Consider the following 25,574-nt stretch of genomic DNA (forward strand, 5'->3'; position numbering starts at 1 on the left):
CGTATGCACAAGACGGAAGCTGCGCGCCGCGCCGCCCAGATGCTGGAGCGGGTGGGGCTGGGCAAGCGGCTGGAGCACAAGCCGGGCGAGCTGTCGGGCGGCGAGCGGCAGCGGGCCGCCATCGCCCGCGCGCTGGTCACGCAACCGGCCTGCCTGCTGGCCGACGAGCCGACCGGCAATCTGGACGCCAATACGGCGCGCCAGGTGTTCGAGTTGATGCTGGAGCTGAACCGCACGCTGGGCACCAGCCTGATCATCGTCACCCATGATCTGGACCTGGCCGGACGCACCCAGCGGGTGCTGCGATTGAACGAAGGCCGCCTGGCGCGGTCTGATTCGGTTTCCGCCTGATCGAGAACGGGCCGAGCGATCGGCCCGTTCGCCGTTTTGACAAGGAGTCGGACTTTGCTGTTGTTCATCCGCAAGGAAATGGATTTTTTCGCGCTGCTTGACGCGCTGCAAACCCCCAATGGCTTGATCGAGCTGGGCATAGGCGCGATCTGCGTCTTGCTGGCTGTCTTCATCGCCCGCCATCTATACCGCCGCTGGTTCACGCACACGCCCGAGCGCTACGAGCAGTTCCTGCCGTATCTGGGCTTCCGGCTGGTGCTGCCTGTGTCCGCGCAGCTGCTGGTGATCGCCGCCAGCCTGGCCTGGAGCCGGCTGGAGCACGCGCCCATGCTGGTGCTGCATATTTTCAGCGCCATGCTGTTCTGGCTGGCGGTGATCCGGCTGTGCACGGCCGTGGTGCGGCAGGCATTTCCGTCCGGCCGCTTCGAGCGGCATTCCGAGCACGTGCTGGCCACCGTGCTGTGGCTGGGCTTCGTCAGCTGGACCATAGGCTTCGACGTGGCGGTGACGGATTGGCTGGAGTCGATGACCTTCAGCATCGGCAAGACCAAGCTGGACATGCTGACCATCATGAACGGCCTGCTGTGGGTGACGGTGATCGTGGTGGCGGCGCTGTGGGCCAGCCGCCTGATCGAGGCGCGCATCATGAAGCTCAAGCACCTCGATTCCAATCTGCGCATCGTGTTCGCCAAGCTGACGCGCATCATCCTGGTGGTGATCGCGGTGATGGTCGCCCTGCCGGTAGTGGGCATCGATCTGACCGTGCTGGCTGCGCTGGGCGGCGGTTTCACCATCGGTCTGGGTCTTAGCCTGCAGAACATCGCCCGGAATTTCCTGTCCGGCTTCGTCATTCTGCTGGACCGCTCCATCCGCATCGGCGACCGCCTGATGGTTGGCGACCGGGTGGGCAACGTCACCCGCATGACTTCGCGCTACGTGGTACTGCGCGGCGGCGATGGCAGCGAGGCGCTGATTCCGAACGACCTGCTGGTGTCCAATACGGTGGTCAATCAGTCGTACTCGGAAAAGAGCTTGTGGACCAGCGTGCCGGTGCAGGTGGCCTACGGCACCGATCTGGATCTGGCCATGTCCCTGCTCAAGCAGGCGGCGGTGCACCCGCGCGTGCAGACGCAGCCGGGGCCGAACGCCTTTGTGACCTTGTTCGCCGATAGCGGCATCAATATGGAGCTGGGCTTCTGGGTGCTGGATCCGGAAAACGGCTTCATGGGCCTGAAGTCGGACATCAATCTCGCCATTTGGCGCCTGTTCAAGCAGCACAACATCGAAATCCCCTTCCCGCAGCGGGAAGTGCGCATCGTCGGCGACAAGCCGGCGCAGGGCTGACACGGAGACATCATGAGCGCAAAGCGTCTGGCTATCATCGATGATGACGAAGCGGTGCGGCAATCCTTGCTGTGGCTGCTGGACGGGCAGGGCTACCAGGTGGATGGCTTCGACAGCGGCGAAGCCTTTCTGGCGGCGGAAAACGGCTTCGAGTACAATGGCATTGTCCTGGACCTGCGCTTGTCCGGCATCAGCGGCATTGTGGTGCTGGAAAAGCTGGCCGCCTGGCCCTACTGTCCGCCGGTGATCATGCTGACGGCCCACGGCGACGTGCCGCATGCCGTGGCGGCCTTGAAGCTGGGCGCGCTCGACTTCATCGAGAAACCTTTCGACGACGTGCATTTACTAGAACGCGCGGCGGCGGCGGTGGCGCTGGACGAGCAGAACCGCCAGCTGCACGGCTACCAATTGAAGGTGGCCGCGGCGCTGGCGCTGCTGACCGAACGCGAGCGCGAAGTGATGCAGCTGATCCTGGCCGGCAAACTGAACAAGCAGATCGCCGAGGAGCTGTGCATCAGCATGAAGACGGTGGAGGTCCATCGCTCGCGGGTATTCGAAAAAATGGGCGTCAAATCCGCAGTGGAGCTGGCCGGCATGCTGGCGGCGCCCGGCGCGCAAGGAGGCAAGATCTAGATGGGCAGCAAGCAGCCGGTTTCGGTGCTGGTGGTGATTCATAGCCGCAATGGCCAGGTCTTGTTGCTGGAGCGGGCGGACAAGCCCGGCTACTGGCAATCGGTCACCGGCAGCCGCGAGGGCGACGAGGATCTGATCGACACCGCTCGCCGCGAGGTGGCGGAGGAGACCGGGCTAGACGCCTCGCGCTTCGAACTCAGCGATTGGCAGATCGTCAATCGTTATGAAATCTATGCCCATTGGCGGCACCGCTATCAGGAAGGCGTCACCCATAACGACGAGCACGTGTTTGGCCTGATGTTGGACGAGCCTTGCCAGGTGACGCTGGCCCCGCGCGAGCATCTGGGCTATCGCTGGATGCCGTGGAACCAGGCTGCAGAGCGGGTGTTCTCCCCATCGAATGCCGAAGCCTTGCGCATGCTGCCGCAGAGGCTTGGTCTGACGGCCTGAACGCGCACGATGCTCGGCTAACAAAGCCCGCTTTGGCGGGCTTTGTCGCGTTTGCGTGTGTCCGCGTTCAGCGTCAACGCTTATTTGACGGCGTCCAGATAGAAGGTGATCCGCGTCTGGTCGTCCTTGTGGTAGGACATATTGGCCGGGAAGGTTTCCTCGTATTCTGTGATGTGTATCTCCAGCGTGTGCGGGTCCCAGCGGAAATAGACTGCGCCGCTGGCCACGGATATGCCGTCGCGATTAAAGACAAAGATGGCGCAGGTCGTTTCGTTGCTGCTGGAGGAGGCGGGAAGAAATACGTAGTTGCCCAGGCCGGATGGCACTTCCACTCGGCCGATTTCTGCAGCCTCGAAGACCATGGTGTACTCGCCCGGCGCTCCGCCGGTCTTGTCGTGCAGCCGCAGGCCTACCGCGAAGGCGGTGTCTAGCGCCAGCACCTGGAATTTGGATAGGCCGCTGATTTGCGCGTCGATGTTCTGATGCCGGCCCGGCAGATATTCATGCGTTAACCCGCTGGCGTTGGTGTGCTGATAGCAGCGCACTTTGGCGGTTTCGCCGACTTCCACCGACTTGTACTTGTCGTTGAAGTTGTCGCCGAATTGGAAGGTGATATCGTCTCCCACCTTGTAAAAATCGGGCTCTCCTTGCAGGTCCTTGGTGCGGAAGAAGGCGATCTGATCCGGTAACAGTGCCATGCCATGCTCCTTGTCGATGAGTACGGGTATAGGGTGTCGACTGCAGGGCGCAGCTTGCCGCCAGGCCATAAGAACGGCAACAGGCCGATTGGTCAGCGCTGGGAGGCTTGAAAATCCCATACTTTGTGCATGGTCTTGGGTCGCAAAAAAGCCTCGGCTTGCGCCGGGGCCGAGGGGCTGCCTTAGTCCGGGGAGACGCCGGGCTCGGGTAGTTGCTCGATCGGGCCGAGCAGGAACACAAAGGCCAGGATGCCGATCACCAGCATGCAGCCGGCCACCAGGAAAGCATTGGTGAACGAGTGGGTGGCGCCGACGATGAAGCCGGTGACGATGGGCGCGATGGCGCCCATCATATTGTTGGCGAAATTCATGATGCCGCCGACGGTGCCGGTGCCGCCGCGCGGCGCGATCAGCGATGGCAGCGACCAACCCACCGGCGCAGCGGCGGCCAGGCCGCTCAGCGCGATGGTGATCCAGATGATGGCGATGTATGGGTCGGTGGTGGTCGTGGCGCCGAACACCGCCATGCCCATGGTCATGCCGCACAGCAGCACCGCCTTGCGCACGCGGGTTTCATCGTGGCCGCGGGCAATCAGCTTGTCTATCAGCCAGCCGCCGACGAACAGGTCGGACAAGGTGGCGAACATCCAGGGAATGGCGGAGAACCAGGCCGACTTCAGGATATCCATGTGCATGGCCTGCACCAGATAGCCGGGCAGCCAGGTCAGGAACAGGTAGAACACATAGCCGTAGGCGGCAAAGCCGATGGACAGCCCCCACACCTTGCGCTGGCGCAGCAGGTAACCCAGCATCGCCAGCGATCCTTGCTGGCTGACGCCTTCTTCGGCGGCGCCGCCCTGGATGATGTACTGGTGCTCTGCCGCGCTGAGTTTCTTGTCGGCGCTGGGGTCGCGGTAGATCAGATAAAAAGCAATGAAGTACAGCACGCTGAGGATGGCCGACACACCGAAGCCCCAGCGCCAGCCCAGATGCACCACGGCTAGCGCCACCAGCGGCACGCCTATCACGTTGGAGAACTTGGCCGCGGCGTCGAAGATGGCGGTAGCCATGGCCCGTTCGCGGCGCGGGAACCAGTAGCCGGTGGCCTTGGAGCTGACCGGAAAACCCGGCGCTTCGGCGACGCCCAGCAGCACGCGGGCGGCGAAGATGCCGGCAAAGCCGCCGGCGCAGGCGGTCAGCGTGGCGGCCACGCCCCACAGCAGCGCGCCCAGGCGGCCGATACGGGTGGTGCCGAAGCGGTCCAGGATCACGCCGGTGGGAATTTGCAGCAGCGCGTAGCTCCAGAAGAAGGCGCTGAACAACAAGCCCAGTTCGCCGTTGCTCAGGCCGAATTCCTGCTGCAGCTGCGGCGCGGCCACCGACAGGCTGATGCGGTCGAAATAATTGACCAGGATGCCGATGCCCAGCAGCCAGCCTATGCGCCAGCGGCGGGCGGGAACCTGATGTTGCTGTCGTGACGGGGCGTGCATATTGTTCTCCTCATTTCTGCGTTGTGTTATTTCAGCGTGGCCAGGATTTGCCGCAGCAGGGCTTCCGGCGGCGCGCCGATGTCCACCGCGATGGCGCGCTCGTCCGCGCCGGGCGCTTCCAGATCGGCGAACTGGCTGGTCAGCAGGCTCTCCGGCATGAAATGCCCGCTGCGTTCGCGCATGCGCGCGGCGATCAGCTCCGCTTCGCCGCCCAGGTGGACGAAGCGCAGTTCCGGGTCGCCTTGGCGAAGCACGTCGCGATAGCGCCGCTTCAGGGCGGAGCAGGCCAATACGATGGCGCGGCCATCTGCGCGCGCCTGGCACAGTTGTTCGGCCAGATTGGCCAGCCAGCCGGCGCGGCTGGCATCGTCCAGCGGAATGCCGGCGCGCATGCGTTCTATGTTTTCCGGCGGGTGGAAGCTGTCGCCCTCGATGAAGCGGGCGCCCAACGCCTCCGCCAGCAGTTTGCCTATGCTGCTCTTGCCGCAGCCGGCCACGCCCATCACCACGATATTGCGGGTATTCATGTTAGCGCTAACAAGTTAGAGTGAAGAAATGGCCGATGCCAGATCGGCCGAATGGCAATGATGTTAGCGCTAACAAAAGTGCGGCAACAAGCAGCTGGATCAAGTTTTCACGTGCGATAGGGAGAAATGTAGTCGGCGCACAACAGGCGGCGACAGATCCGGCGCGCCGCGGCGGGAGGCGGATTTCAGCTGCTGCGGCGCAGCATCAACGCAAAGCCCAGGTCGAGACGGAGCGCTTGCGGCGCATCGCCTTCTATCATCGCCAGCAGCGCGCGGGCGGCCTGGATGCCGATCTCGCGGCGCGGCGTGGCCACCGTGGTGAGGGAGGGCGTGCACCAGGCCGCCGGCTGCAGATCGTTGAAGCCGGCCACCGCCAGCCGCGCCGGCACGGCGATGCCCAGCTGTTGGCAGCGCGCCAGCGCGCCAATCGCCAAGTCATCGTTGCAGCAGAACAGGGCGTCGCAGTCCGGCCGCGCCGCCAGGGCAGCGTCCAGCATGTTAGCGCCCATTTGCATGCTGGAGGGCGCCGGGTCCAGCCATTCCAGGCCGGCATCGTGGCAACCGGCCTCGGCCAAGGCGGCGCGATAGCCGGACAGGCGTTTCATCACCCGCTCATCCAGCTGGGCCCCTAGAAACCCGATGCGGCGCTTGCCGCGCTCCAGCAGGTGGCGGGTGATGGCCGCGCCGGCTTCTTCTTGCGAGAAGCCCACGCAGCAGCGGCCGTCGTCGGCCAGGTCCATCATGTATACCGCCGGCAGCCCATGCCGGCGCAGCAGGTCATCGAACGGCGCGGCGTGGCTCAGGCCGGTCAGCAGCACGCCGTCCGGCCGGTGCTGCAGATAGGCGCGCAGCAGTTGCAGCTCTTGTTCCGCGTCGTAATGGCTGTTGCCGATCAGCATTTGGTAGCCGGCCTCGGCCAACACGGTTTCGATGCCGGCAAGCGTATCCAGAAACACCGTATTGCCCAGCGACGGGATCAGCACCAGCACCGTGCGCGAACGCGCCGAGGCCAGGGTGCTGGCCGAGCGGCTGGGGACGTAACCCAGCGCGTCCACGGCTTGCATTACCTTGTCGCGCAAGGCCGGCGAAACCTGCTGCGGCTGGTTCAGCGCGCGCGATACGGTAATGGCGCTGACGCCCGCCGCGCGGGCGACATCATGCATGGTGACGCCGCTGCCGGAGCGGACGCGCGGTTTTCTCGACATGTTTCTCATGTTTGGGGATGGGCCGCCGCTATTGTAGCGCAGCGTGAAGCGCGCGGGCTTGCCGCGGCATGATACGAAATGAATAATGGCGCTTATTTGACAGGATCATCCCATGTATCTGCCCAAGCATTTTCAGGCGAGCGACGCGGACGCTTTATGCCATTTGATGCGCGCCCGTCCATTGGCTGCGCTGGCGATCAACGGCGAGGACGGTCCGCTGGTCAATCATATTCCCTTGCTGGCGGTGCGGCGGGAGGAGACGCTGGTTCTGCGCGGCCATGTGGCGCGTGCCAATCCCTTGTGGAAACAGCTGGGCGGAGAGCCGCAGGCCGTGGCCATTTTCCAGGGCGACGACGCTTACGTGACGCCGAGCTGGTATCCGGCCAAGGCCGAGCACGGCAAGGTGGTGCCGACCTGGAACTATATGGTGGCGCATGCGCGCGGGCGTTTGCGCGCGGTGGACGATAGGGCATGGCTGCGGCAGTTGCTAAGCGATCTGACGACCGAGCACGAAGCCGCTTTCGCCCAGCCCTGGCGGATGGATGACGCGCCGGCCGATTATATCGACAAGATGATGGCAGCCATCGTCGGCATAGAGTTGACGGTGGACAGCCTGCAAGGAAAGTTCAAGCTGAGCCAGAACCAGAGCGACGACACGCGGGATGGCGTGCGAGCCGGCTTGCGCGAGCGGGGAGAGCCGCGGGCGGACGGCGTGGCTGCGGCGATGCCTTAGCGTCGAAAACGCGCCAGCAGCGAGGCCACATTATCCTTGGCCCGCTTGGCGCCTTGCTGCAGCTGCTGCAGGTAGTTGTCGAGAAAGCCGTTGAGCAGCATGGTGGAGGTGGTGACTGCGCCAATGCCGGCCGAGTCCCACTCCGTGACGATGCCTTGCAGGTAGGCGGTCAGGCGGTTGCTGTCGTCCCGGAACGAATGGTACAGGCTGATGGCGGGCGTGCCGCCAAGCTGATAATGGTGCTGCAAGGTGGCCTTGTCCAGCGGATGCCGGCTCAGGATGTCCCGGCTGTCGAATTCGACGAACAGCGGGTGAAGCGTCTCGCAGTCGCGGTTGCCGTTGGGGTAGGCGCGGGACACGATGCCGATGGCCGAATCCGGATCGGAGGAAGGCGAGCGGCTGGGGACCGGATAGCCCAGCAGCAGGGTGAAAGCGCTGGCCATCGGGTCCGCCCAGCCGACGCCGCTCAGTTCGAAGCATGAGGGCTGAGGCTGCTTGTCCAGCCATTCCATAGGCATGTGGATCGCGCCGATTTCCATATGCGGCGAACAGGCGCAGCACAGTTCTCGCAGCGGCCACTTCAGACGCTCCGAGCAGGCCCATGCCTGCTGATTGTAGGCGACGCAAATTTCCGCCAGCACGGCTTCCGAAGTGATGATGAAGGTTTCGTCGCGATAGGACAGCAGCAGGCCGCTGCCGAAGACAGGGCCGAACAGGCCGCCGTTCATCAGTGGACGGAAGGCCACCACCATGGGATTCAACTGCAGATAGATCCGCTCCAGGCACTGCAGCGGATCATCCAGATCGAACTGAAACTCCATCCCCGATCCTTCAAGCAACATATTGTTTTACCGCTAAAGAATAGTTCAAATTCAAACGAAAGTCGGTTCAGATGGGCGTTGTCTGGCCGATCAATGCTATATCTTTATTTGAGGCGTTCTAAGCATTGACAGGGTATCTCGCTACGGTTTGGCGTTTGCAGTGGCGGGCGGTCCCGATGTGATCACACCATGGGCCATTTGGCCGGCAGGGGGGGGGGCGATGCGGGTGCAGCCGCGGACAAGATTCATCTTGCTGGCGACAGTGGCCTATGCCGCGTTTGCCTGGGTTTGGCTCGTTTTGCCCGATGCGTGGATGCGTGCGATGGGCGGTGCGCATGCATTTGCCATCAAAGATGGCCTATTTGTCGCGGCAAGCTTGTTGCTGTTGTTATTGGCGCTGCGAATCGCTCAGGGATATCAAACGGATCTGCCGGCCTGGCATGTGGCCTTGTCCGCCGACTTGCTTCCCAGCCGCGGGTCCGTCCGTTTGGCCTATCTGCTTGCCGTCTTGTTGACCGTTTGCATCATGGCGCTGCGCGCCATGCTGTCCGGCGTAGACGGCGAGCAGTCCATGCTGATTTTGTTCATGCTCCCCATCATGCTGTGCGCCAGCTTGGGCGGTCTGGGGCCCGGCCTGCTGGCTACCGCGCTGGCTGCGCTGGCTTCCAATGCCTTGCCCGTTTTTGGGGCGCATGCCACGCCGTCCTTGGGGCAGCATCTGCAATTGGCGTTCCTCGTTTTGACGGGCATGGCGACCTGCTGGGTGGGCGCCGCATTGCGCCAAACGCTTTTCCGCGTGGAGCTGAACCGCCGGCTGCTGGGCGCGGTGGTGTCCAGCACTTCGGATGCCGTGTTCGTCAAGGATGTGCATGGATGCTATCTGGTGGTCAACCAGGCCGGCCTGGCTTTTGTGGGCAAGGATGAGCGCGAGGTGCTGGGGCGGGATGACCATGCGCTGTTCGCCGAGGATACCGCTCGCAAGCTGATGGCGATTGACCGCGCGATCATGCAGTCCGGCAGGGTGCTGACCCAGGAAGAGTCTCTGACGCTGCAAAGCGGCGACGACATGGTATTCCTGGTGACCAAGGGGCCGGTCTATGCGCCTGACGGCCGTTTGATCGGCCTGTTCGGCATCTCCCGCGACATCACCGATCAGAAGCGCGCCGAGGAGGCCTTGCGCGTCAGCGAGGCGGAGCTGCAACTGGCGCAGCAATTGGCTGGCTTGGGCAGCTGGAGCTGGGATTTGCGCACCGACCGCCATCAGTGGTCGGCGGAGATCTACCGGCTGTTCGGCATGGATGGCAATGGGCCGCCTTTGGACTATTCGGCGCTGCAGCGCTTCTTCACGCTGGATAGCTGGGCGCAGCTGTCCGAAGCGACCGAGCGCTGCCGGCTCATCGGAATGGGCTATGAGTGCGATCTGGAAGTGCTGCGGGCGGACGGCACCTCCCGCTGGGTGACCGCGCGCGGCGAGGCCCGGCGGGATGAGGGCGGCAAAGTGGTGGCCTTGTACGGCACGATGCAGGACATCACGGCTCGCAAGAACATGGCCTTGCAGGTGAAGGCGAGCGAGGCGCGGCTGCAACTGGTGGTGGAAGCCACCAGCGACGGTTTCTGGGACTGGGATCTGCGCAGCGACCGGGTATACCGGTCGCCTCGCTATTACGAAGTGACCGGCACGCGGGCGGAGGATGATAGCGGCGATTTCCGTTTTTTCCGGCAATTGATCCACCCGGCGGACCTGCCTTTCGTGCTGCAGGCGATAGAGGCGCACCGCCGCGGCAAATCGCCGCGCATCGAGGTCGAATTCCGTTTGGCCAATCAGGAGCATGGCGTGCGTTGGCTGCAGACTCGGGGCCGGGCGGTGGAGTGGGACGAGCGCGGCGCGGCGCTGAGGCTGGTGGGCAACCTGTCCGACATCACCGAACGCAAGCGGGTGGACGACGATCTGCGGCTGGTATTGAACGAGGCCGGCGAGGCGATTTGGGTGACCGATCCCGATGGCTTTTACATCTTCGCCAATCCGGCGGCTTGCCGGCTTACCGGGCACAGTTTGGAAGAATTGAAAGGCATGCAGATCCGCGATCTGGTGGCCCCGGAGTCTCTGCCCATGCTGCAGGCGCATCTGGATCAAATCGCTTCCGGCGCCTTTCTGCGAGCGGAGTGGCTGCTGCGGCAGAAGAAAGGCGGCAGCATCTGCGTCGATCTGGCCACCGGCCGGCTGAAAGATGGCCGCTACATGGCGTTTGGCCGCGATCTGACCGAGCAGCGCCGCTCCGAGCAGGCTTTGCGCAGCCGCGAGCAGCAATTGGCGCGGGTGATCGAGGGGTCGGATCAGGGCTTCTGGGACTGGAATCTGAAGACCGGCAGTTTTCAGGTCAGCCCGCGCTGGGAGAGTATGTTGGGCTATGGCCCGGGAGAGATGCGCATCACCGCGGACAACTGGTACGACCATGTGCATCCAGACGATGTGGCGCGGGCGAAGGAGTCGATTCAACGCAATCTGCGCGCGGAGTCGGCCAGTCATGAAGTGGAAATTCGCTGCCGCACCCGCGGCGGAGACTGGCGCTGGATACTGTCGCGCGGCCGGGTGGTGGAGCGCGACGCGGCGGGCCAGCCGCTGATGATGTCCGGCACGCATACGGACATCACCGAACGCAAAGTGTTCGAACAGACGCAGAAAGAAGCCGCGGCGGTGTTCGACAGCAGTTACGAGGGCATCTTGATGGTCAGCCCGGATGGGGTGATCACCAAGGTCAATCAGGCTTTCAGCCGCATCACCGGCTACAGCGCGGAGGAAGTGATAGGCCGCAAACCCAGCATGCTGTCCTCCGGCAAGCAGTCCAACAGCTTTTACGAAGAGTTGTGGAGCTCGGTGAAGGGGCATAACTTCTGGCGCGGCGAGTTGTGGAACCGCCGCAAGAACGGCGAGCTGTACGCCGAGCTGTTGTCGATTTCGGTGGTGCGGGATGAAAACGGCCAAGTGCAGCACTATATCGGCATTTTCTCCGATATCACCCAGTTGAAGGTGCATGAGGCGGAGCTGGATAGGGTGGCGCACTTCGATCCGCTGACCGGCGTGCCGAACCGCCGGCTGCTATCCGACCGGCTGCGCCAGGCCATCATGCGCGCCACGCGCAGCGGCAAGTCCTGCGCGGTGTGCTTCCTCGATCTGGATGGCTTCAAATCGGTCAACGATCAATATGGCCATGAGGTGGGCGACCAACTGCTGGTGGCGGTGAGCGGCCATCTGAAATCCGTGCTGCGCGGCGACGACACCTTGGCGCGGCTGGGGGGCGACGAGTTTGTGGTGCTGTTGTCCGAGGTCGGCTCCACCGAAGAGTGCATGCTGGTGCTGGACCGGATACTGCAGGCGGTGGCCGCGCCGGTGCTGGTGGGCAATATCACGGTCAATGTCACGTGCAGCGTAGGCGTCAGCCTGTATCCGCAGGACAATGTCGATCCGGACACGCTGCTGCGCCACGCCGACCAGGCGATGTATGTGGCCAAGGAGGCGGGCAAGAACCGCTATCAGCTGTTCGATCCGGAAAGCGACCGCGTGGCGCAGGAGCATCGCCAGTTCCTGGAATTGCTGAGCCAGGCGCTGGGCCGCGACGAGTTCGCTTTGTTCTACCAGCCCAAGGTCGATTTGTTCGATGGCGAGATCATGGGCGTGGAAGCCTTGATCCGCTGGCACCACCCCAAGCGCGGCCTGCTTGCGCCGGCGGAGTTCCTGCCGCATCTGCGCGGCCACGAACTGGAAGGCGCATTCGGGCAATGGGTGATGGATGCCGCGCTGAAGCAGGTGTCGCAATGGGCCGATGCCGGCTTCTCCATTCGGATCAGCACCAATGTCAGCGCGCACTATCTGCTCAGCGCGGATTTTTGCGATCATCTGGCGCAAAGCCTGGCCCTGTATCCAAATGTGCCGCCGGACTTCCTGGAACTGGAAATCCAGGAAAGCGCGGAGGCGGATGTGGAGAGAACCATCGAGACGCTGCAGCGCTGCCGCCAGCTTGGCGTCCATTTCGCCCTGGATGATTTCGGCACCGGTTATGCCTCGCTGAATTATCTGCGCCGCCTGCCGGTGGAGACGCTGAAGATAGACAACAGCTTCATACACGACATGCTGACCAGCGCCGATGATCGCCACATCGTTGAAGGCGTGATTCAGCTGGCGGCGATCTTCAATCGCAAGGTGATCGCCGAAGGCGTGGAAACGCTGGAGCATGGCGCCGCGCTGCGCGCGCTGGGGTGCCGCTATGCCCAGGGTTTCGGCATCGCCCGGCCGATGGAGGCCGCCGCCGTGCCGGACTGGTGCCGGCATTGGCGCGATGACGCGGTCTGGCGCCAGCTGGACCCCGGGGCGGTGGGGCTGGATATTCAAATGAAATGACATAGGGATTATTCGTCGCTAAGCTCAAGGCCTGCGGCACCGAACCTGTTGCTGGTGTGGGCCTGTTTTTATCGGAGTGAAGCGATATGGAAATGACTCGCCAAGATGACGGTGGCGAATGGATGGCAGTGCCGGGATCAGAGTTTGCGGTTGATAAGCCGCTGTTAAGGTGTTCCCAGTGGAAAATCCGTTTGGCTCTTGCAGCCGATGCGGCTGCGTTGACGGCACTCTATTCCCAGCTGACTGGCGATCCGGCGGTGCGGGTATTGCCGGAGCGTCTAGCATTGCTGGCCGATGGTCTGCGAACTCAGATCCTGGTGTGCGAATACGATGGCGAGCTGATAGCCACTGTTTGGCTCGGATTTTGCGAAGACGCGATGTATGGCGAACAACCCTTCGCCGTGCTGGAAAACCTGATAGTGGATGCGCGTTGGCGTGGCCGGGGGGCGGGAGAGGCGCTGCTGCGCGAGGCGGAGCGTAGTTGTATGGCTCGCGATTGCAGCAAGATCATGTTGCTCAGTTCGGCCAGTCGTGTGGACGCGCACCGATTTTTCATGCGGCAGGGCTTTCACGGCGACGCCAAGCGCGGTTTCGTCAAATACCGGCGCGATCTGGCGGCGCAGTCGATCTGAGCGCCCGAGCATTGCGTTGCATTCGATGTGGCGCAATGCCCGGATTACCCATCATTCTGTTAAGCCGATGCCTCTGAGCCAGTTCTTGCCCCGCCAGGATCAAACCGGCTGCAGCGCTTGCTCTGTTGCGCCGCTCCGCAGCAGCCGCTGCAAGATCATCTTCAACACTACGCCGTACATGGGCAGGAAGAACAGCATGCAGATCAGCACCTTGAAGCTGTAATCCACCAGAGCGATCTCAACCCAGTTGGCGGCCATGAAGGCGTCGCTGCTCTTGTAGAAGGCGATGAAGAAAAACGACAGCGTGTCGCTGACATTGCCCAAGAACATCGCCGCCGCCGGGGCCGCCCACCAGGCCTTGAGCTGACGCAGCCGGTTGAATACCTGTACATCCAGTATCTGGCCCAAGGCATAGGCGGCAAAGCTGGCCACGGCGATGCGGGCGACAAACAGGTTGAACTGCTGCAGCGCCTGCGCGCCTTGCCAGGCGCCCTGATAGAACAGCGTGGACACCAGATAGGAGATGGCCAGCGCCGGCACCATGGCCGCCAGAATGATGCGCCTGGCCAGCGGCGCGCCGAAGATGCGCACGGTCAGGTCGGTAGCCAGGAAGATAAACGGAAACGTGAAAGCGCCCCAGGTGGTGTGAAAGCCGAATACGGTGATCGGCAGCTGCACCAGGTAATTGCTGGACGCAATGATGGCGATGTGAAACAAGGTGAGCCACAGCAGCGCTGACAAGCGCTGACGGCTGGTAAAGGCAAACATCGGAATATCCTTTTTGCTGACTGGGGTGAGGGAACCCAGTGAATAAACGCCGCGGCAGCGGCAAGGGGCAGGATATTACCGGTTTGCCCGGAAGATGGGAAGCGCGCGCTGCGCCGTGCATCGGATATGCGGAACGATTTGTTGTTTGTTTGTCAGTCCTGTCTATAACTATTCTAAGTAATTTCCCTGGCACGGATGGTTGGAAGGAGTGGGCGATGACGATAACCAAGCGGCTGATGTTGACGATAGCTCTGGCCCTGATCGCGATGATCGTGGTGGGTGTTCAGGGTTTGTGGCAGCAGAAACAGGCTAATGAGCGCTTCGATTATCTGAAGATCAATACCTTCCCCAGCATCCATGATCTGGACGAGGGCAAGGAGGCGCTGGCGGACATCCGGCTGACGTTGGCGCGCAGCGTGGCCTTGACCGACCCCGCCGCCAAATCGGCGCAACAGGCGCAGATGTCCGAGCTGGACAAGCGTTTTGACGCGACGATGGACAAGTACGAGAAGGACCTGATCTCGGATGATACCGACCGCAAGATGCTGCAGGCTGACCGCGACGCCATGAAAACCTATAGGCAGCAGCGCGAGAAATACTTGCAGCTGGTGCAGGCCAACGATGCCGCCGGCGCCGACAAACTGATGCTGGGCGATATGTCGAACGAGGCCAAGACGCTGAATCAATTGCTGCTGGACCACATCGAGTACAACTACAAGCTGGCTGATCAGTTGTCCAAAGATAACGCGGCTGCTTATAGCACGGGCTTTACTGTATCCCTGGCCGTGATCGCGTTGGCGGTGCTGGTCTGCGGCGCTCTCAGCGCCCAGCTGTACGTCAATATCCGCAACAGCCTGGCCAGCTTGCTTGGCACCATGCAGGCCGTGCGCACGCAGCTGGATTTCCGCCAACGCGCGCCGGTTGCGCGCATGGACGAGATTGGCCAGGCAGCGACTGCGTTCAACGAGCTGATGGGGCGGCTGCAGCAGAGCTTTCTGGAAATCCGCGGCAGCGTGAGCCAGATGCAAGGCGCCATCGTGATGATGGCTGATTCGTCCTCGCACATCGCCGGCAGTTCGGTGACGCAGAGCGAGTCTGCCTCGGAGATGGCGGCCGCCGTGGAGCAGGTGACGGTCAGCATCAACCATGTGGCGGACCGGGCGCGCGAGGCGAATGCGCAGGCGCGGGAGGCCGGCGAGATCGCCGAGCGCGGCAGCGGCGTGGTGCTGGGCACGGTGGACGGCATCAGCGCCGTGGCGCAGGCGGTAGGCGAGGCGGCGGATCGCATCGGCAAGCTGCGCGATGACAGCGCCACCATCGCCACGGTTTTGGGGGTGATCAAGGACATTGCGGATCAGACCAATCTGCTTGCGCTGAACGCGGCGATCGAGGCGGCGCGAGCCGGCGAAATGGGACGCGGCTTCGCCGTGGTGGCGGACGAGGTGCGCAAGCTGGCCGAGCGCACCGCCAGCTCCACCACGGAAATTTCCGGCGTAATAGACAAGATGCAGCACGGCACGCAGGCGGCGGTGGCCGGCATGCAACAAGTGGTGGAGCGGGTGAATCTGGAGGCGGAAAAGGCGCGCGGCGCCAGCGAGGCGATTCAGGAAATCAAAACCAATTCCGAACGCAGCGTGGAGCTGATCAGAGAAATTTCCAGCAGCATTGTGGAGCAGGGCAGCGCCAGCAATATCATCGCGCAGAAGGTGGAGCAGATCGCCCAGATGGCCGAGGGCAACTCCAAGGATGCCAATGATTCGGCCAGTTCCGCCAACCGGCTGAAGGATCAGGCGGAAAGCATACAGCGGACGGTGGCGCAGTATCAGGTATAAGACGAGGGTGCGGGTCGGGGAAAACAGGGCCGCCAGGCCCTGTTTCATTTTCGGCGTCAGCCGATCAGCCGCATCTTGAACTGCTTGCCCTTGATCTTGCCTTGCGACAGCTTGGCCAGGGCGGCTTCGGCGATGTTGCGCTCCAGCGCCACGAAGCTGTTGAATTCAAAGATGTTGATCTTGCCGATCTGGCTGCCGGCAAAGCCGGCCTCGCCGGTCAGCGCGCCCAAAAGGTCGCCCGGGCGCAGTTTTTCGCGCTTGCCGCCGGCGATTTCCAGCGTCACCATCGGCGGTAGCAGCGGGCCGCCCGGCGCAGGCGTCAGCTCTTCCACGTCGGCCCAGGTCAGGTCGGCCTGCTGGTAGTTTTCGATCTGCACCAGGCGTTTGGCCTCGCTGTCGGTGGCCAGGGTCAGCGCCAGGCCGTGCTGATCGCCGCGGCCGGTGCGGCCGATGCGGTGGATGTGGACTTCCGGATCATGGGTGACGTCGACATTGATCACCACATCCAGTTCCTTGATGTCCAGTCCGCGCGCCGCCACGTCGGTGGCCACCAGCACCGTGGCGCTCTTGTTGGCGAAGCGCAGCAGAATCTGGTCGCGCTCGCGCTGCTCCAGGTCGCCGTGCAGCGTCAGGGCGTTGAAGCCCTGTTCCTGCAGCTCGCGCACCAGCTCTTTGCAGCGTTCGCGAGTATTGCAGAAGGCCAGCGCCGAAGTGGGACGCAGGTGGCGCAGAATGCGGCTGACCGTCTCCAGCCGGGTTTCCGGCTGCACCTTGTAGAACCACTGCTCGATGTGGTCGGCCTTGTGCAGCGACTCCACCTTCACTTCCACCGGTTTTTTCAGGAACTGCGCGCTGGCCTTGCGGATGTCTTCCGGATAGGTGGCGGAGAACAGCAGGGTCTGGCGGTTCTTCGGGCAGGCGCGGACGATGCCGACGATTTCCTCGATGAAGCCCATGTCTATCATGCGGTCCGCCTCGTCCAGCACCAGCGTTTTCACGCCGGAGAGATTCAGCGTTTCGCGGAACAGGTGGTCTTGCAGCCGGCCCGGCGTGCCCACCACGATGTGCGCGCCATGCTCCAGCGAGCCGATCTGCGGCCCCATCGGGGTGCCGCCGGTCAGCGTCACCACCTTGATATTGTCGATGGCGCGCGCCAGGCGGCGGATTTCCTGCGCCACCTGGTCAGCCAGTTCGCGCGTCGGGCACATCACCAGCGCCTGCACGCCAAACCAGCGCGGATTGATGCTGGCCAGCAGGCCCAAGCCGAACGCAGCCGTCTTACCGCTGCCGGTCTTGGCCTGGGCGATCAGGTCGCGGCCTTCCAGAATGGCGGGCAGGCTGGCGGCCTGGATGGCGGTCATCTGGTGGTAGCCCAGGCTGTCCAGGTTGGACAGCAAGGGGGCGGGCAGGGGCAGGGAGGAAAAAGCGGCTGGTTTCACAATGACTTGGCGCGGTTGGCTAAAGGCTGGGCAGTGTAACAGCAGTGAGGCTCGCGGCCAAATGCCCGGCGCATTTTCAGTTGAAAAAAACGCCCGGTGAACCGGGCGCTGGGGTCTTCCTATCTAGTTTTATCAGATGTTGCGGTTTTTGCCCGGGTATCCTCACACTCGGAAGCGCGACACCGAATCCGTCAGGCGCTGGGCCAGCGTTTCCAGCTCCGCCGCCGCGCCTACGGTCTGCTGAATGTCGGCGTCGTTGGTGCGCGCCATGTTGGCGATGGCGTCGATGTTTTCATTGACCGCCTGGCTGGTGAGGCGTTGCTGCTCGGTGACCTCGACGATCTGCTGCAGGCCGTTGCGGACCTCGGCCACCGACTGGTTGGCGGCGCTCAGCACGCTGGCCACGCTGTTTGTGGAGTGGCGGCTGGCTTCGAGCGATTGCAGGCTGGCGCTGACGGCTTGCCGCACCGCATCGGTCTTGCTGTTCAGCGCGCCGGTGACGGAGTCGATCTCGCTGGCGGATTTGGCCGATTTTTCGGCCAGTTTGCGCACCTCGTCCGCCACCACGGCGAAGCCGCGGCCCATCTCGCCGGCGCGGGCGGCTTCTATCGCCGCGTTCAGCGCCAGCAGGTTGGTCTGCTCGGCGATCTCGCGGACTTCCTTGGTCATGCTCGTGATCACGGCGGTGGAGTTGACCAGGTCGCTCTCCGCCTGTGCCATCAGCTGCACCGCGCTTTCCACCTGGCCGACCTCCTGTTGCAGCTGCTGCAAGCTGCGCTGGCCCTGCTCGGAACGCTGCAGGCTTTCCTCGGCGCCGTTGCTGACGTGCTCCGCCTTGCCGGCGATCTCTCCGATGTGGCAGGCCAGCTGTTCCACGGCCTCCGCGGCGGCCAGCGACTGGCTGTTCTGGCGGTGCGAGCTGGCGGCCAGCTGGTTGGCGCCGCCGGACAGCCGGCGCGAGGCCAGCGCCACCGCGTCCGCGCTTTCGCTGACTTGGCGCACCAGGCTGGCCACCGTGCCCAGCATCTGGTTGAACAGGCGGGCGGTGACGCCGATCTCGTCGTTGCTTCTGGTCGGCAGCCGGCGCGTCAGGTCGCCTTCGCCCTTGGCCAGCTCGGCCAAGCCCTTGGCCATTTCCTGCAAGGGGTCGGTCACGAAACGGCGGATGAACAGATACACCACGCCCAAGAGCGGCAGCGAGGCCAGCAGGGCGAACAGGATGCTCTGCGTGCGGAAGCTGTCCACCGCGGCATAGGGTTTTTCCAGCGAGATGCGCATGCTGACCGCGCCCAGCGGCGTTTTGTCCGCCACCTGGTGGCAGGCCATGCAGTTCTTGCCCAGATAATTGGATGAGGCCAGCGCCGGGTACACCACCCTCAAATGCTCGCCCAGCTCGGGTGTGGATTCGATCTGCACATGCGGCTTGCCGTCCTGCAGCGCGGCGCGTTCCAGCGCATCGGTGGCGCGCCCCTTGTCGCCGGCGTTGCCGGGGCCGAATTGCTTGTTGACGGGTTCGCCGCGTATCACCCGCAGGTCGCGCACTGCGGACAGCTCGCGGATCTGGTCCAGAAACACATCGCGCTGGCCCACGGTGCCGGTGATCATCATGCCGGTCAGCCCGGCCAGCGTCATTTCATTCATGCTGTGCGCCAGGTCCTTGGCCTGTTCTACCGCGATGTCGCGGCTCGCGCGCGTTTCCCACGCGATCAATCCCCCCCATGCCAGTACCAGGCAGCTCCAGATGGCGCCGGTCAGTCGCAGCCAGATTGGCCAGTCGGAAAATTTTCTCATTGCATGCCGGGGCGGCGTGGCCCCGTCTCCTGTGTGTGGTTTGTGTTTTGATCGTCGCTGAGCGGGCAGCTGAAAATAACTTTAGCATGGCTATGCCGTAGGAATTCTAGTTCGGAGAGTGTGGGCCGCGTCTGGCCAAGATCAAGGAATGCGCCGATACCGCTTGCCGCGGTGGCGGATTTGCTATCAAAGCGTGTTCAAGGCCTTATGGCTTGGGTTGGCCGGCTTTTTCTGCAACAATCGCGCCCTTGCCGACGCGGCTGACTGCGCCGGCTATGGTGAAATCGAGATCGGATAGCGTGGAGATGGGCATGAGTGACGGAGCGGGGCGCGGTGTCGCCATCATAGGCGGCGGGCCGGCGGGTTTGATGGCGGCGGAGATGCTGGCGCAACGCGGCATCCAGGTGGATGTCTATGACGCCATGCCCTCGGTGGGACGTAAATTTCTGCTGGCCGGCATAGGCGGGCTGAACCTCACTCATTCCGAGCCGTATCCGGCCTTCGTCGGCCGTTATGGCGCGCGCGCGGAACAGATCGAGCCGCTGCTGCGCGCGTTTGACGCCGATGCGCTGCGCGCCTGGGCGCATGGACTGGGCGTGGAAACCTTTGTCGGCAGCTCCGGCCGGGTGTTCCCGCGCGAGATGAAGGCCGCGCCGCTGCTGCGCGCCTGGCTCAGCCGGCTGCGCGATGCCGGCGTGCGCATCCATGCGCGCCATCGCTGGCAGGGCTGGGACGCTGACGGCAGCCTGCGTTTCGATACGCCGGACGGCGAACTGGCGGTGCGCGCGGACGCGGTATTGCTGGCGCTGGGCGGCGGCAGCTGGAAAAAGCTGGGGTCGGATGGCCGCTGGATGCCTTGGCTGACCGAGCGCGGCGTGGCCACGGCGCCGCTGATGCCGTCCAATTGCGGATTTGATGTCAGCTGGAGCACGTTTTTCTCCGACAAGTTCGCCGGCGAGCCGCTGAAGGCGGTGGGGCTTTCCTTCGAGGGCGGAGATGGACGTAGCTTCAAGCGCGTGGGTGAGTGCGTCATCACGCGGGGCGGCATCGAAGGCAGCCTGATTTACGCCTGTTCGGCGCTGCTGCGCGACGAGATCGCCCGCTCCGGCTCCGCCACCTGCTATCTGGACTTGATCCCGTCCTGGGACGAGGCCAAGGTGCTGGCCGAGGTGACGCACCCGCGCGGCTCACGCTCGCTATCCAGCCATCTGCAAAGCAGGTTGAACCTCAAGGGGGCGCGCGCCGGAATCTTACGCGAGTGCCTGGACAAGGAGAGTTTCCAGCACCTGCCGACGCTGGCCGCCGCGATCAAACGCCTGCCGTTGAGGCTGGCGGCGCCGCGGCCCATGGACGAGGCGATCAGCACGGCCGGCGGGGTGTGTTTCTCCGCGTTGGACCAGCGGCAAATGCTGAAGGCGCTGCCCGGCGTGTTCTGCGCCGGCGAGATGCTGGATTGGGAGGCGCCTACCGGCGGCTATCTGCTGACCGCCTGCTTCGCCAGCGGCCGCGCCGCCGGCATCGGGATGGCGGAGTGGCTGCAGGGCGGCGCATCAAAATAGTTTTACTTGAGGGCGGCAAGCGAGCCTGACAGAATACCCGGATCACATTATTTCGCCTGATCGAGGCGTGATTCGTAAACTGTTTTTCTTGCTTGCCATGAGTGAAAAAAGCAATCCCTGCCAATCCTGCGGCGCCTGCTGCGCCAACTTCCGCGTTTCCTTCTACTGGGCTGAGGCCGATGACGGCGGCGGCGCGATCCCCAGCCAATTCACCGAGAAAGTCAACGACTGGACCCGCTGCATGCGCGGCACCTGGTCGAATAGCCCGCGTTGCGTCGCCTTGCAGGGCGAGGTGGGCCGTAGCGTGGCCTGCGGCATCTATGCCGCGCGCCCGAGCGCCTGTCGCGAGGTGGAGGCCGGATCGGCGCAATGCCATAAGGCGCGAGCGGCGCACGGGCTGGCGGTGTTGCGGGATGTCGCGATGGCCGTCAATGATCCTCAGCCTTTGCTGACGGGTTAGTCATCGTCCGCACGCGCCAGGCGGTTTTACAGGCGATAGCGGTTGACCGCCTGGTTCATGGCCACGACGGCCTCGTCCAGTTGCTCCGCCGTCTTGGCGGTTTGATGGGCGGCGGCGCTGGACTGGATCGCCATTTCCGCGATTTTTTCCACCTGCACGGCGATGCTGTTGCAGGCATGGGCCTGCTCGCGTATCGAGTCCGCTATTTCTCCCACCATCTGGCTGGCGGTGTTGGACGACTTGCCGATTTCCCCGATCGTGATCAAGGCCTCGTCCGCCCGGACGACGCCGGACACCACCAGTTGCTGCGTTTCGCTCATGCGCGTGGTGGTCTGGCGCGAGGTATCGGTCACGCCGCGGATGATGTGGTCGATTTCGCCGGTCAGGATGGTGGTGCGCTCGGCCAGTTTGCGCACCTCGTCCGCCACCACGGCGAAGCCGCGGCCCATCTCGCCGGCGCGGGCGGCCTCGATCGCCGCGTTCAGCGCCAGCAGATTGGTCTGATCGGCGATGTCCTTGATGCTGCTGACCGAGTTGGCGATCCGGTTGTTCTGCTCTTCCAGTTCATGCAGGCTGCTGCTGGCGTGGTCGACGGTGTGGGAGATCGACCGGATTTCCTCCACCGTGCGCGCGATGACCTGCTGGCCGGTGTCGGCGTGGCGGCTGGCTTCCTCGGTTTGCTGATTGCTGTATTCGGCCCGGTCCCCCACTTGATGGATGCTGACCGACAGCTGCTGCATGGTGGCGGCGATGGCGGAGGATGCCTCGTTTTGTCTTTCCGCCGCCTGCAGCACATTGCCGGCGGCGCTGGCCAGGTCGGTGGCGTAGGCTGCCACCTTGGCGCAATTGCCGGAAATATCGCTCATGCTGTGGCGGATGCGGTCCATCAGCAGGTTGAAGGTGGCGGCGGTGTTGCCGATTTCGTCGCTTGGGTTATGCACCTTGACCTGCAGCGTGAAATCCAGGCGCTCGCCTATCCGGTTCATGGTCTGGTTCAGGTCTTGCAGCGGCCGGCTGATGGAGCGGTGGCAGCGCAGGCCGATGGCGATGAGCAGCAGCGCCAGCAGCGCCGTGACGGCCAGGGTGATGTCGCGGGTGGTTTCGATCAGCCGATGGGCATTCGCCACCTCCTGCTCCACATGGCGCTTGTTGTAGTCGATATGCGCCGCGATGCCCTTGGTCAGCGCATTGCCGGCGGGCAGGGCAGAGGTGGCGCGCAGCCGCAGCGCTTCGGCCAGATTGCCGTGCAGAGCCGCGTCCATCAGCGGGACCATGGTGCCCCAATAGCGGTCCAGCAGTCGGACGTTTTCCTGGTAAAGCGCGCGGTCCTCTTCATTGTCGACCTGCGCGCCGTACTGATCCAGCGTCGATTTGGCGGCTGCATAGGCAGAATCGACCTTGGCCTTGGCCGCCAGGCGGTCCGCTTCGCTATCCGCCACCAGCACTTGCATCCCCACCAGCCGGATGGAGGCGATGGCGTTGCCGAATTGGTTCAGCGTGATCAACTTGGGGTAGTCCGCTTGGGAGAAATTGCTGGCGGTATCCGCCAGCCGGGATTGGGTGTACAGGCTGTAGGCGCTGATGCCGATCAAGGTAAGAATGGACAGCGAAATCAGCAGCAGGATTTTCTTGGAAACCGACATGGCAATGGACTCCGTCAAGGTGCGAGTGCTTGATAGGTATTGCGGGCTACTTTAATGTTTCTGTTTGGATATTTATAAATAAATAATATTTGAATTGCTATTAATTGAAAGATACATGCAATCGGCAAGTCGCGTCGCTATCTGGCGATTAACCCATGTCTCTGAATTTCAAGCAAGCGCCGTGGCGGTGATTGTGCAGTTTGGTGTGGAATCCATGAGGTGGATGTGGGATTTTCTTCCATTCGCCAGACTGGAGGGCGTGAAGGGGCGCCATGCCCGAGTGGAATGGCAGATGGCCCGGGTTTTGACTCTGGGGCGCGCAAGCAGTGTTTTGCAGAAGAAAAGGCTTGCCGTGGCAAGCCTTTGTCATGAATGGGCGCGGCGATGTCTTATTCTGGCTGCTTGTCGTTGCTGGCCAGCTCGAGCTGCGCTTTCTTCACCCGCTTGTCCGCCGCTAATTTTTGCTGCAGCGCCAGCAGGTCGGCCTGCGGGGGGCTGTCAAACACCACCACGCTGGCCGTGCGGTAGCGCGGCGTCAGGCCGTGATCGCGCGCGAGCGCCGCCTCGTCCTGCGCGGAGGCCAATTGCACCAGCACGGCGCCGCTGACGGATGCCGGCACCGTCTGCTTGGCGCTTTGCACCACGTCGCCGCGCTTCAGCGTGGGCGTCGCGGCAGCGGGCGAGGCCGCCAGCTTGGCGGAAACGCCCATCTTGGGCTGCGGCGTCTGTTTGTAGTACACCTTGCCGTTGATGGAAACGGCCTGCCCGGCCGGCTTGGGCAGGAAGGGCAGGTCGGCCGCGTGAGCCACGGCGGAAAGCGCCAGTAGGGCGGGGATCAGAGAGAGAATGGCTTTCATGTTGCGCTCCGGTGGCCGAAGAAGCGGATCGACCACGATTTCAGTTTGCCTGCCGCGTTTGGCAGCGAGTAGGTGGTGTTTTTGCCGTTGACCCGATGGACGAACTGGTACTCGCCGCCATTGCTGTCTATCACCCGCAGCCGCCATTGGCCTTTGGCCGGCTCGCCATAGAAGTGGTTGGACAGCAGCCGCTGCTGGTTCAAGCCATATTCCTCCGCCACCAGAGCGGTGCGCGGCGACAGCAGCACCGAGCGGGTGCCGGACGGCGAGATCAGTTCCACCGCCAGGTCGCTGGCGCGGCCGTGCTGCGCATCCACCAGGATCTGCACCGCTTCCACCGTCAGGTTATCCGGCTGGTTGAATACGCTTTCCACGCCTTTTTCATCGCCGTCCGGGATGGTTGCCTGCGCGTTCACGGTTTGCCAGCGGGTTTTTTCCAGCGGGGGCAGCGGGCGCTGATAGAACAGCGCTTTTTCCACCGCCTTGTCCACATCGATCAGGCCAAAGCCATAAAACGGATGGAAAGACAGGCCCGCGGCGTTTTTCTGCCATCCCGGCAAGGCCTGGTAGCTGTGGGGATTGCCCGCCGCATCCTTGAACGCCAGCGTCACCCCAGGCTGAGCGGCGTCCACCTTGCGGGCGGTGGTGATCAGCAAATGGCGTACGTCGCGGGCGGAGAGCGCGGGATTGGCAGACATCACCAGCGCGAACGAGCCGGACGTGGCCGGCGCCGCGGACGAGGTGCCGTTCATCACGCTGTTGTAATCGCAGTTGGGATCGAGCGCGGTGCCGCCATGCAGGCTGTTGGCGGCCTCGCCGCTTACGTTGTAGCCGCGATTGCAGCCGGAAAGGTCGGTGGTGACCATGGCCGGCGAGTCGGTGCCGTATTCGCCGCCTGGCGCGGTCAGCAGCACGTTGGCGCCGACCGACGAATAGGACGAACGCACGCCGTCCGCGTTCAGGGCCGATACCACGACATTCCAGTAATTGCTGTTGTCGGTGGTCAGGTTGGAGTCCTGTACCGGCAGGCCGTTATTGCCTTGGTAGCCCAGCAGGTAGCCGCCATTGACTCGGAAATAGTTGTAGGCGTTGCCGGCGGATTTGACGAAAACCGCGCCGCGGCCCCAATGGCTGTTGCGGCTGACTTCCTCGTAGGTTTCCTCTTCGGTTTTCAGCTCGATGTCGGCGTCCGGATTGCCCGGCTGCGAGGTGAGGGCGGACGAGCCATAGCTTTGGTTGAAAACCCTGGCGTCGGTAAAGGATTCCAGCGGTTTGCCGCCCGGCTGCTTGCCGTGGGATAGCAGCCAGCCTTCCATGGTTTGCGCCAACAGCCAGTTGAAGCCCTTCAGTCCGGCCGACGGCGCGATGCCGCGGCCGCCTATGCCGTTGTAGCCGACGGCGGCGGCGATGCCGGCCACCGAGGTGCCGTGCGCATTGTCCGGCGATGCCGGGGTCGGATCGTCGCTGCCCGTCACCAGGTTTTTTGATCCCGGCACGATATTGGCCGCCAGATCCGGATGGCGAATTTCCAGGCCATCATCGATCACGGCGATGGTGGTGCCCACACCGCGGATGCCGCGCAAATGGGTGAAAGCGAGATCAAGATCAATGCCCTTGACCCCGCCGCGCTTGGAGAACGCATTCTGGCCGGTGTTCTGCAGATGCCATTGCTGATTGGCCAGCGGATCGCCAGCTTGCAGCGGATAAGCCGGCTGGCCCGGCGCTGCGGCATGGCCGGCCTGAGAGGCCAATGCCAGCGCGATGGCGCTGCTGATGAAACGAAGTTGCATGGTGGTTTCCTCTATTTTTTCCTTTGAGCGGCATATTGCCGCTTCAAAGATATTATTTGTTAATTTTTATTGCGTAAATACGTTTTTGTCATTTATTGATTGGAGCCGAAGATAAGCGCGGCTTTGCGCGCGGCATGAGCGGCAGCGAGGGCTGG

At 63.2% G+C, this 25,574-nt stretch carries 21 protein-coding genes; 10 read left to right on the forward strand and 11 right to left on the reverse strand.

The window, feature by feature from the left end; all coding sequences use genetic code 11:
- The 4 genes from JHD59_RS00005 to nudB form a co-directional block, all read left to right on the forward strand.
- A partial coding sequence (locus JHD59_RS00005) for an ATP-binding cassette domain-containing protein (RefSeq protein ID WP_199152663.1) occupies positions 1–351 on the forward strand: 351 nt, incomplete at its 5' end.
- A 54-nt stretch (positions 352–405) separates the two neighbouring features.
- Positions 406–1,695 carry a mechanosensitive ion channel family protein gene (locus JHD59_RS00010; protein WP_233163808.1) on the forward strand — a complete coding sequence of 430 codons (1,290 nt, stop codon included), beginning with the start codon at positions 406–408 and terminating at the stop codon, positions 1,693–1,695.
- Positions 1,696–1,707: 12 nt separating this feature from the next.
- Entirely contained in the window at positions 1,708–2,328 is a 621-nt protein-coding gene (locus JHD59_RS00015; RefSeq protein ID WP_043626097.1) for a response regulator transcription factor, read from the forward strand.
- A complete protein-coding gene (gene nudB, locus JHD59_RS00020; RefSeq protein ID WP_199152664.1) occupies positions 2,329–2,778 on the forward strand; it encodes a dihydroneopterin triphosphate diphosphatase in 450 nt (149 codons plus the stop codon).
- An 80-nt stretch (positions 2,779–2,858) separates the two neighbouring features.
- Here nudB and JHD59_RS00025 read toward each other — a convergent pair whose 3' ends face one another.
- The 4 genes from JHD59_RS00025 to JHD59_RS00040 form a co-directional block, all read right to left on the reverse strand.
- On the reverse strand, positions 2,859–3,476 hold the full coding sequence (locus tag JHD59_RS00025) for a beta/gamma crystallin domain-containing protein (protein WP_199152665.1): 618 nt from the start codon (positions 3,474–3,476) through the stop codon (positions 2,859–2,861).
- Positions 3,477–3,658: 182 nt separating this feature from the next.
- Positions 3,659–4,966 (reverse strand): MFS transporter, encoded by a 1,308-nt coding sequence (locus JHD59_RS00030; protein WP_199152666.1) that lies wholly within the window; start codon positions 4,964–4,966, stop codon positions 3,659–3,661.
- Positions 4,967–4,992: 26 nt separating this feature from the next.
- Positions 4,993–5,493, reverse strand: a complete 501-nt coding sequence (locus JHD59_RS00035; protein ID WP_199152667.1) for a gluconokinase — start codon at positions 5,491–5,493, stop codon at positions 4,993–4,995.
- Positions 5,494–5,678: 185 nt separating this feature from the next.
- Positions 5,679–6,698, reverse strand: coding sequence for a LacI family DNA-binding transcriptional regulator (locus JHD59_RS00040; protein ID WP_199152668.1), 1,020 nt, complete (start codon positions 6,696–6,698; stop codon positions 5,679–5,681).
- A gap of 112 nt (positions 6,699–6,810) precedes the next feature.
- Here JHD59_RS00040 and JHD59_RS00045 point away from each other — a divergent pair, with 112 nt between their 5' ends.
- Positions 6,811–7,431, forward strand: coding sequence for an FMN-binding negative transcriptional regulator (locus tag JHD59_RS00045; RefSeq protein ID WP_199152669.1), 621 nt, complete (start codon positions 6,811–6,813; stop codon positions 7,429–7,431).
- Here the strand turns inward: JHD59_RS00045 and JHD59_RS00050 are convergent.
- On the reverse strand, positions 7,428–8,252 hold the full coding sequence (locus tag JHD59_RS00050; RefSeq protein WP_199152670.1) for a hypothetical protein: 825 nt from the start codon (positions 8,250–8,252) through the stop codon (positions 7,428–7,430). The two genes, JHD59_RS00045 and JHD59_RS00050, sit on opposite strands and share 4 nt — an antisense overlap.
- A 379-nt stretch (positions 8,253–8,631) precedes the next feature.
- Between JHD59_RS00050 and JHD59_RS00055 the strand changes: the two genes are divergently transcribed.
- Complete coding sequence (locus JHD59_RS00055) at positions 8,632–12,648, forward strand: PAS domain S-box protein (RefSeq protein ID WP_199152671.1); 4,017 nt, start codon at positions 8,632–8,634, stop codon at positions 12,646–12,648.
- A gap of 86 nt (positions 12,649–12,734) precedes the next feature.
- Positions 12,735–13,280: a GNAT family N-acetyltransferase gene (locus JHD59_RS00060; RefSeq protein ID WP_199152672.1), complete on the forward strand. Its 546-nt coding sequence runs from the start codon at positions 12,735–12,737 to the stop codon at positions 13,278–13,280.
- Between the two features lie 99 nt (positions 13,281–13,379).
- Here the strand turns inward: JHD59_RS00060 and JHD59_RS00065 are convergent, their stop codons facing one another.
- Positions 13,380–14,048, reverse strand: coding sequence for a 7-cyano-7-deazaguanine/7-aminomethyl-7-deazaguanine transporter (locus tag JHD59_RS00065; RefSeq protein ID WP_199152673.1), 669 nt, complete (start codon positions 14,046–14,048; stop codon positions 13,380–13,382).
- 215 nt (positions 14,049–14,263) lie between these two features.
- Between JHD59_RS00065 and JHD59_RS00070 the strand changes: the two genes are divergently transcribed.
- Positions 14,264–15,880, forward strand: a complete 1,617-nt coding sequence (locus tag JHD59_RS00070) for a methyl-accepting chemotaxis protein (protein ID WP_199152674.1) — start codon at positions 14,264–14,266, stop codon at positions 15,878–15,880.
- A gap of 56 nt (positions 15,881–15,936) precedes the next feature.
- Here JHD59_RS00070 and dbpA read toward each other — a convergent pair whose 3' ends face one another.
- Together dbpA and JHD59_RS00080 are read right to left on the reverse strand one after the other, a co-directional pair.
- Positions 15,937–17,319, reverse strand: a complete 1,383-nt coding sequence (gene dbpA, locus JHD59_RS00075; RefSeq protein WP_199152675.1) for an ATP-dependent RNA helicase DbpA — start codon at positions 17,317–17,319, stop codon at positions 15,937–15,939.
- 162 nt (positions 17,320–17,481) lie between these two features.
- Positions 17,482–19,110 (reverse strand): methyl-accepting chemotaxis protein, encoded by a 1,629-nt coding sequence (locus JHD59_RS00080; protein ID WP_103320409.1) that lies wholly within the window; start codon positions 19,108–19,110, stop codon positions 17,482–17,484.
- Positions 19,111–19,421: 311 nt separating this feature from the next.
- Between JHD59_RS00080 and JHD59_RS00085 the strand changes: the two genes are divergently transcribed.
- Both JHD59_RS00085 and JHD59_RS00090 read left to right on the forward strand, forming a co-directional pair.
- Positions 19,422–20,669, forward strand: coding sequence for a TIGR03862 family flavoprotein (locus JHD59_RS00085; RefSeq protein WP_233163809.1), 1,248 nt, complete (start codon positions 19,422–19,424; stop codon positions 20,667–20,669).
- A 97-nt stretch (positions 20,670–20,766) separates the two neighbouring features.
- Positions 20,767–21,129, forward strand: coding sequence for a YkgJ family cysteine cluster protein (locus tag JHD59_RS00090; RefSeq protein WP_199152677.1), 363 nt, complete (start codon positions 20,767–20,769; stop codon positions 21,127–21,129).
- 26 nt (positions 21,130–21,155) lie between these two features.
- On the opposite strand, the gene JHD59_RS00095 is transcribed toward JHD59_RS00090, so the two are convergent.
- From JHD59_RS00095 to JHD59_RS00105, 3 genes are all read right to left on the reverse strand, one after another.
- Complete coding sequence (locus JHD59_RS00095; protein ID WP_199152678.1) at positions 21,156–22,772, reverse strand: methyl-accepting chemotaxis protein; 1,617 nt, start codon at positions 22,770–22,772, stop codon at positions 21,156–21,158.
- Between the two features lie 389 nt (positions 22,773–23,161).
- On the reverse strand, positions 23,162–23,629 hold the full coding sequence (locus JHD59_RS00100; protein WP_199152679.1) for a hypothetical protein: 468 nt from the start codon (positions 23,627–23,629) through the stop codon (positions 23,162–23,164).
- Complete coding sequence (locus JHD59_RS00105; protein WP_199152680.1) at positions 23,626–25,419, reverse strand: S8 family serine peptidase; 1,794 nt, start codon at positions 25,417–25,419, stop codon at positions 23,626–23,628. The genes JHD59_RS00100 and JHD59_RS00105 overlap by 4 nt, the downstream gene beginning before the upstream one ends.
- Positions 25,420–25,574 lie beyond the last annotated feature (155 nt).

The sequence above is a fragment of the Chromobacterium sp. ASV23 genome (assembly GCF_016428945.1).
In the GTDB taxonomy this organism is placed as follows: Bacteria; Pseudomonadota; Gammaproteobacteria; order Burkholderiales; family Chromobacteriaceae; genus Chromobacterium; species Chromobacterium sinusclupearum.

What these genes read in the sequence shown, in the direction of transcription:
- JHD59_RS00015 (WP_043626097.1), top strand. Translation starts at nt 1,708, where the DNA reads ATGAGCGCAAAGCGTCTGGCTATCATCGATGATGACGAAGCGGTGCGG.
- nudB (WP_199152664.1), top strand. Translation starts at nt 2,329, where the DNA reads ATGGGCAGCAAGCAGCCGGTTTCGGTGCTGGTGGTGATTCATAGCCGC.
- JHD59_RS00025 (WP_199152665.1), bottom strand. Translation starts at nt 3,476, where the DNA reads ATGGCACTGTTACCGGATCAGATCGCCTTCTTCCGCACCAAGGACCTG.
- JHD59_RS00030 (WP_199152666.1), bottom strand. Translation starts at nt 4,966, where the DNA reads ATGCACGCCCCGTCACGACAGCAACATCAGGTTCCCGCCCGCCGCTGG.
- JHD59_RS00035 (WP_199152667.1), bottom strand. Translation starts at nt 5,493, where the DNA reads ATGAATACCCGCAATATCGTGGTGATGGGCGTGGCCGGCTGCGGCAAG.
- JHD59_RS00040 (WP_199152668.1), bottom strand. Translation starts at nt 6,698, where the DNA reads ATGTCGAGAAAACCGCGCGTCCGCTCCGGCAGCGGCGTCACCATGCAT.
- JHD59_RS00045 (WP_199152669.1), top strand. Translation starts at nt 6,811, where the DNA reads ATGTATCTGCCCAAGCATTTTCAGGCGAGCGACGCGGACGCTTTATGC.
- JHD59_RS00050 (WP_199152670.1), bottom strand. Translation starts at nt 8,252, where the DNA reads ATGGAGTTTCAGTTCGATCTGGATGATCCGCTGCAGTGCCTGGAGCGG.
- JHD59_RS00060 (WP_199152672.1), top strand. Translation starts at nt 12,735, where the DNA reads ATGGAAATGACTCGCCAAGATGACGGTGGCGAATGGATGGCAGTGCCG.
- JHD59_RS00065 (WP_199152673.1), bottom strand. Translation starts at nt 14,048, where the DNA reads ATGTTTGCCTTTACCAGCCGTCAGCGCTTGTCAGCGCTGCTGTGGCTC.
- JHD59_RS00070 (WP_199152674.1), top strand. Translation starts at nt 14,264, where the DNA reads ATGACGATAACCAAGCGGCTGATGTTGACGATAGCTCTGGCCCTGATC.
- JHD59_RS00080 (WP_103320409.1), bottom strand. Translation starts at nt 19,110, where the DNA reads ATGAGAAAATTTTCCGACTGGCCAATCTGGCTGCGACTGACCGGCGCC.
- JHD59_RS00085 (WP_233163809.1), top strand. Translation starts at nt 19,422, where the DNA reads ATGAGTGACGGAGCGGGGCGCGGTGTCGCCATCATAGGCGGCGGGCCG.
- JHD59_RS00090 (WP_199152677.1), top strand. Translation starts at nt 20,767, where the DNA reads ATGAGTGAAAAAAGCAATCCCTGCCAATCCTGCGGCGCCTGCTGCGCC.
- JHD59_RS00095 (WP_199152678.1), bottom strand. Translation starts at nt 22,772, where the DNA reads ATGTCGGTTTCCAAGAAAATCCTGCTGCTGATTTCGCTGTCCATTCTT.
- JHD59_RS00100 (WP_199152679.1), bottom strand. Translation starts at nt 23,629, where the DNA reads ATGAAAGCCATTCTCTCTCTGATCCCCGCCCTACTGGCGCTTTCCGCC.
- JHD59_RS00105 (WP_199152680.1), bottom strand. Translation starts at nt 25,419, where the DNA reads ATGCAACTTCGTTTCATCAGCAGCGCCATCGCGCTGGCATTGGCCTCT.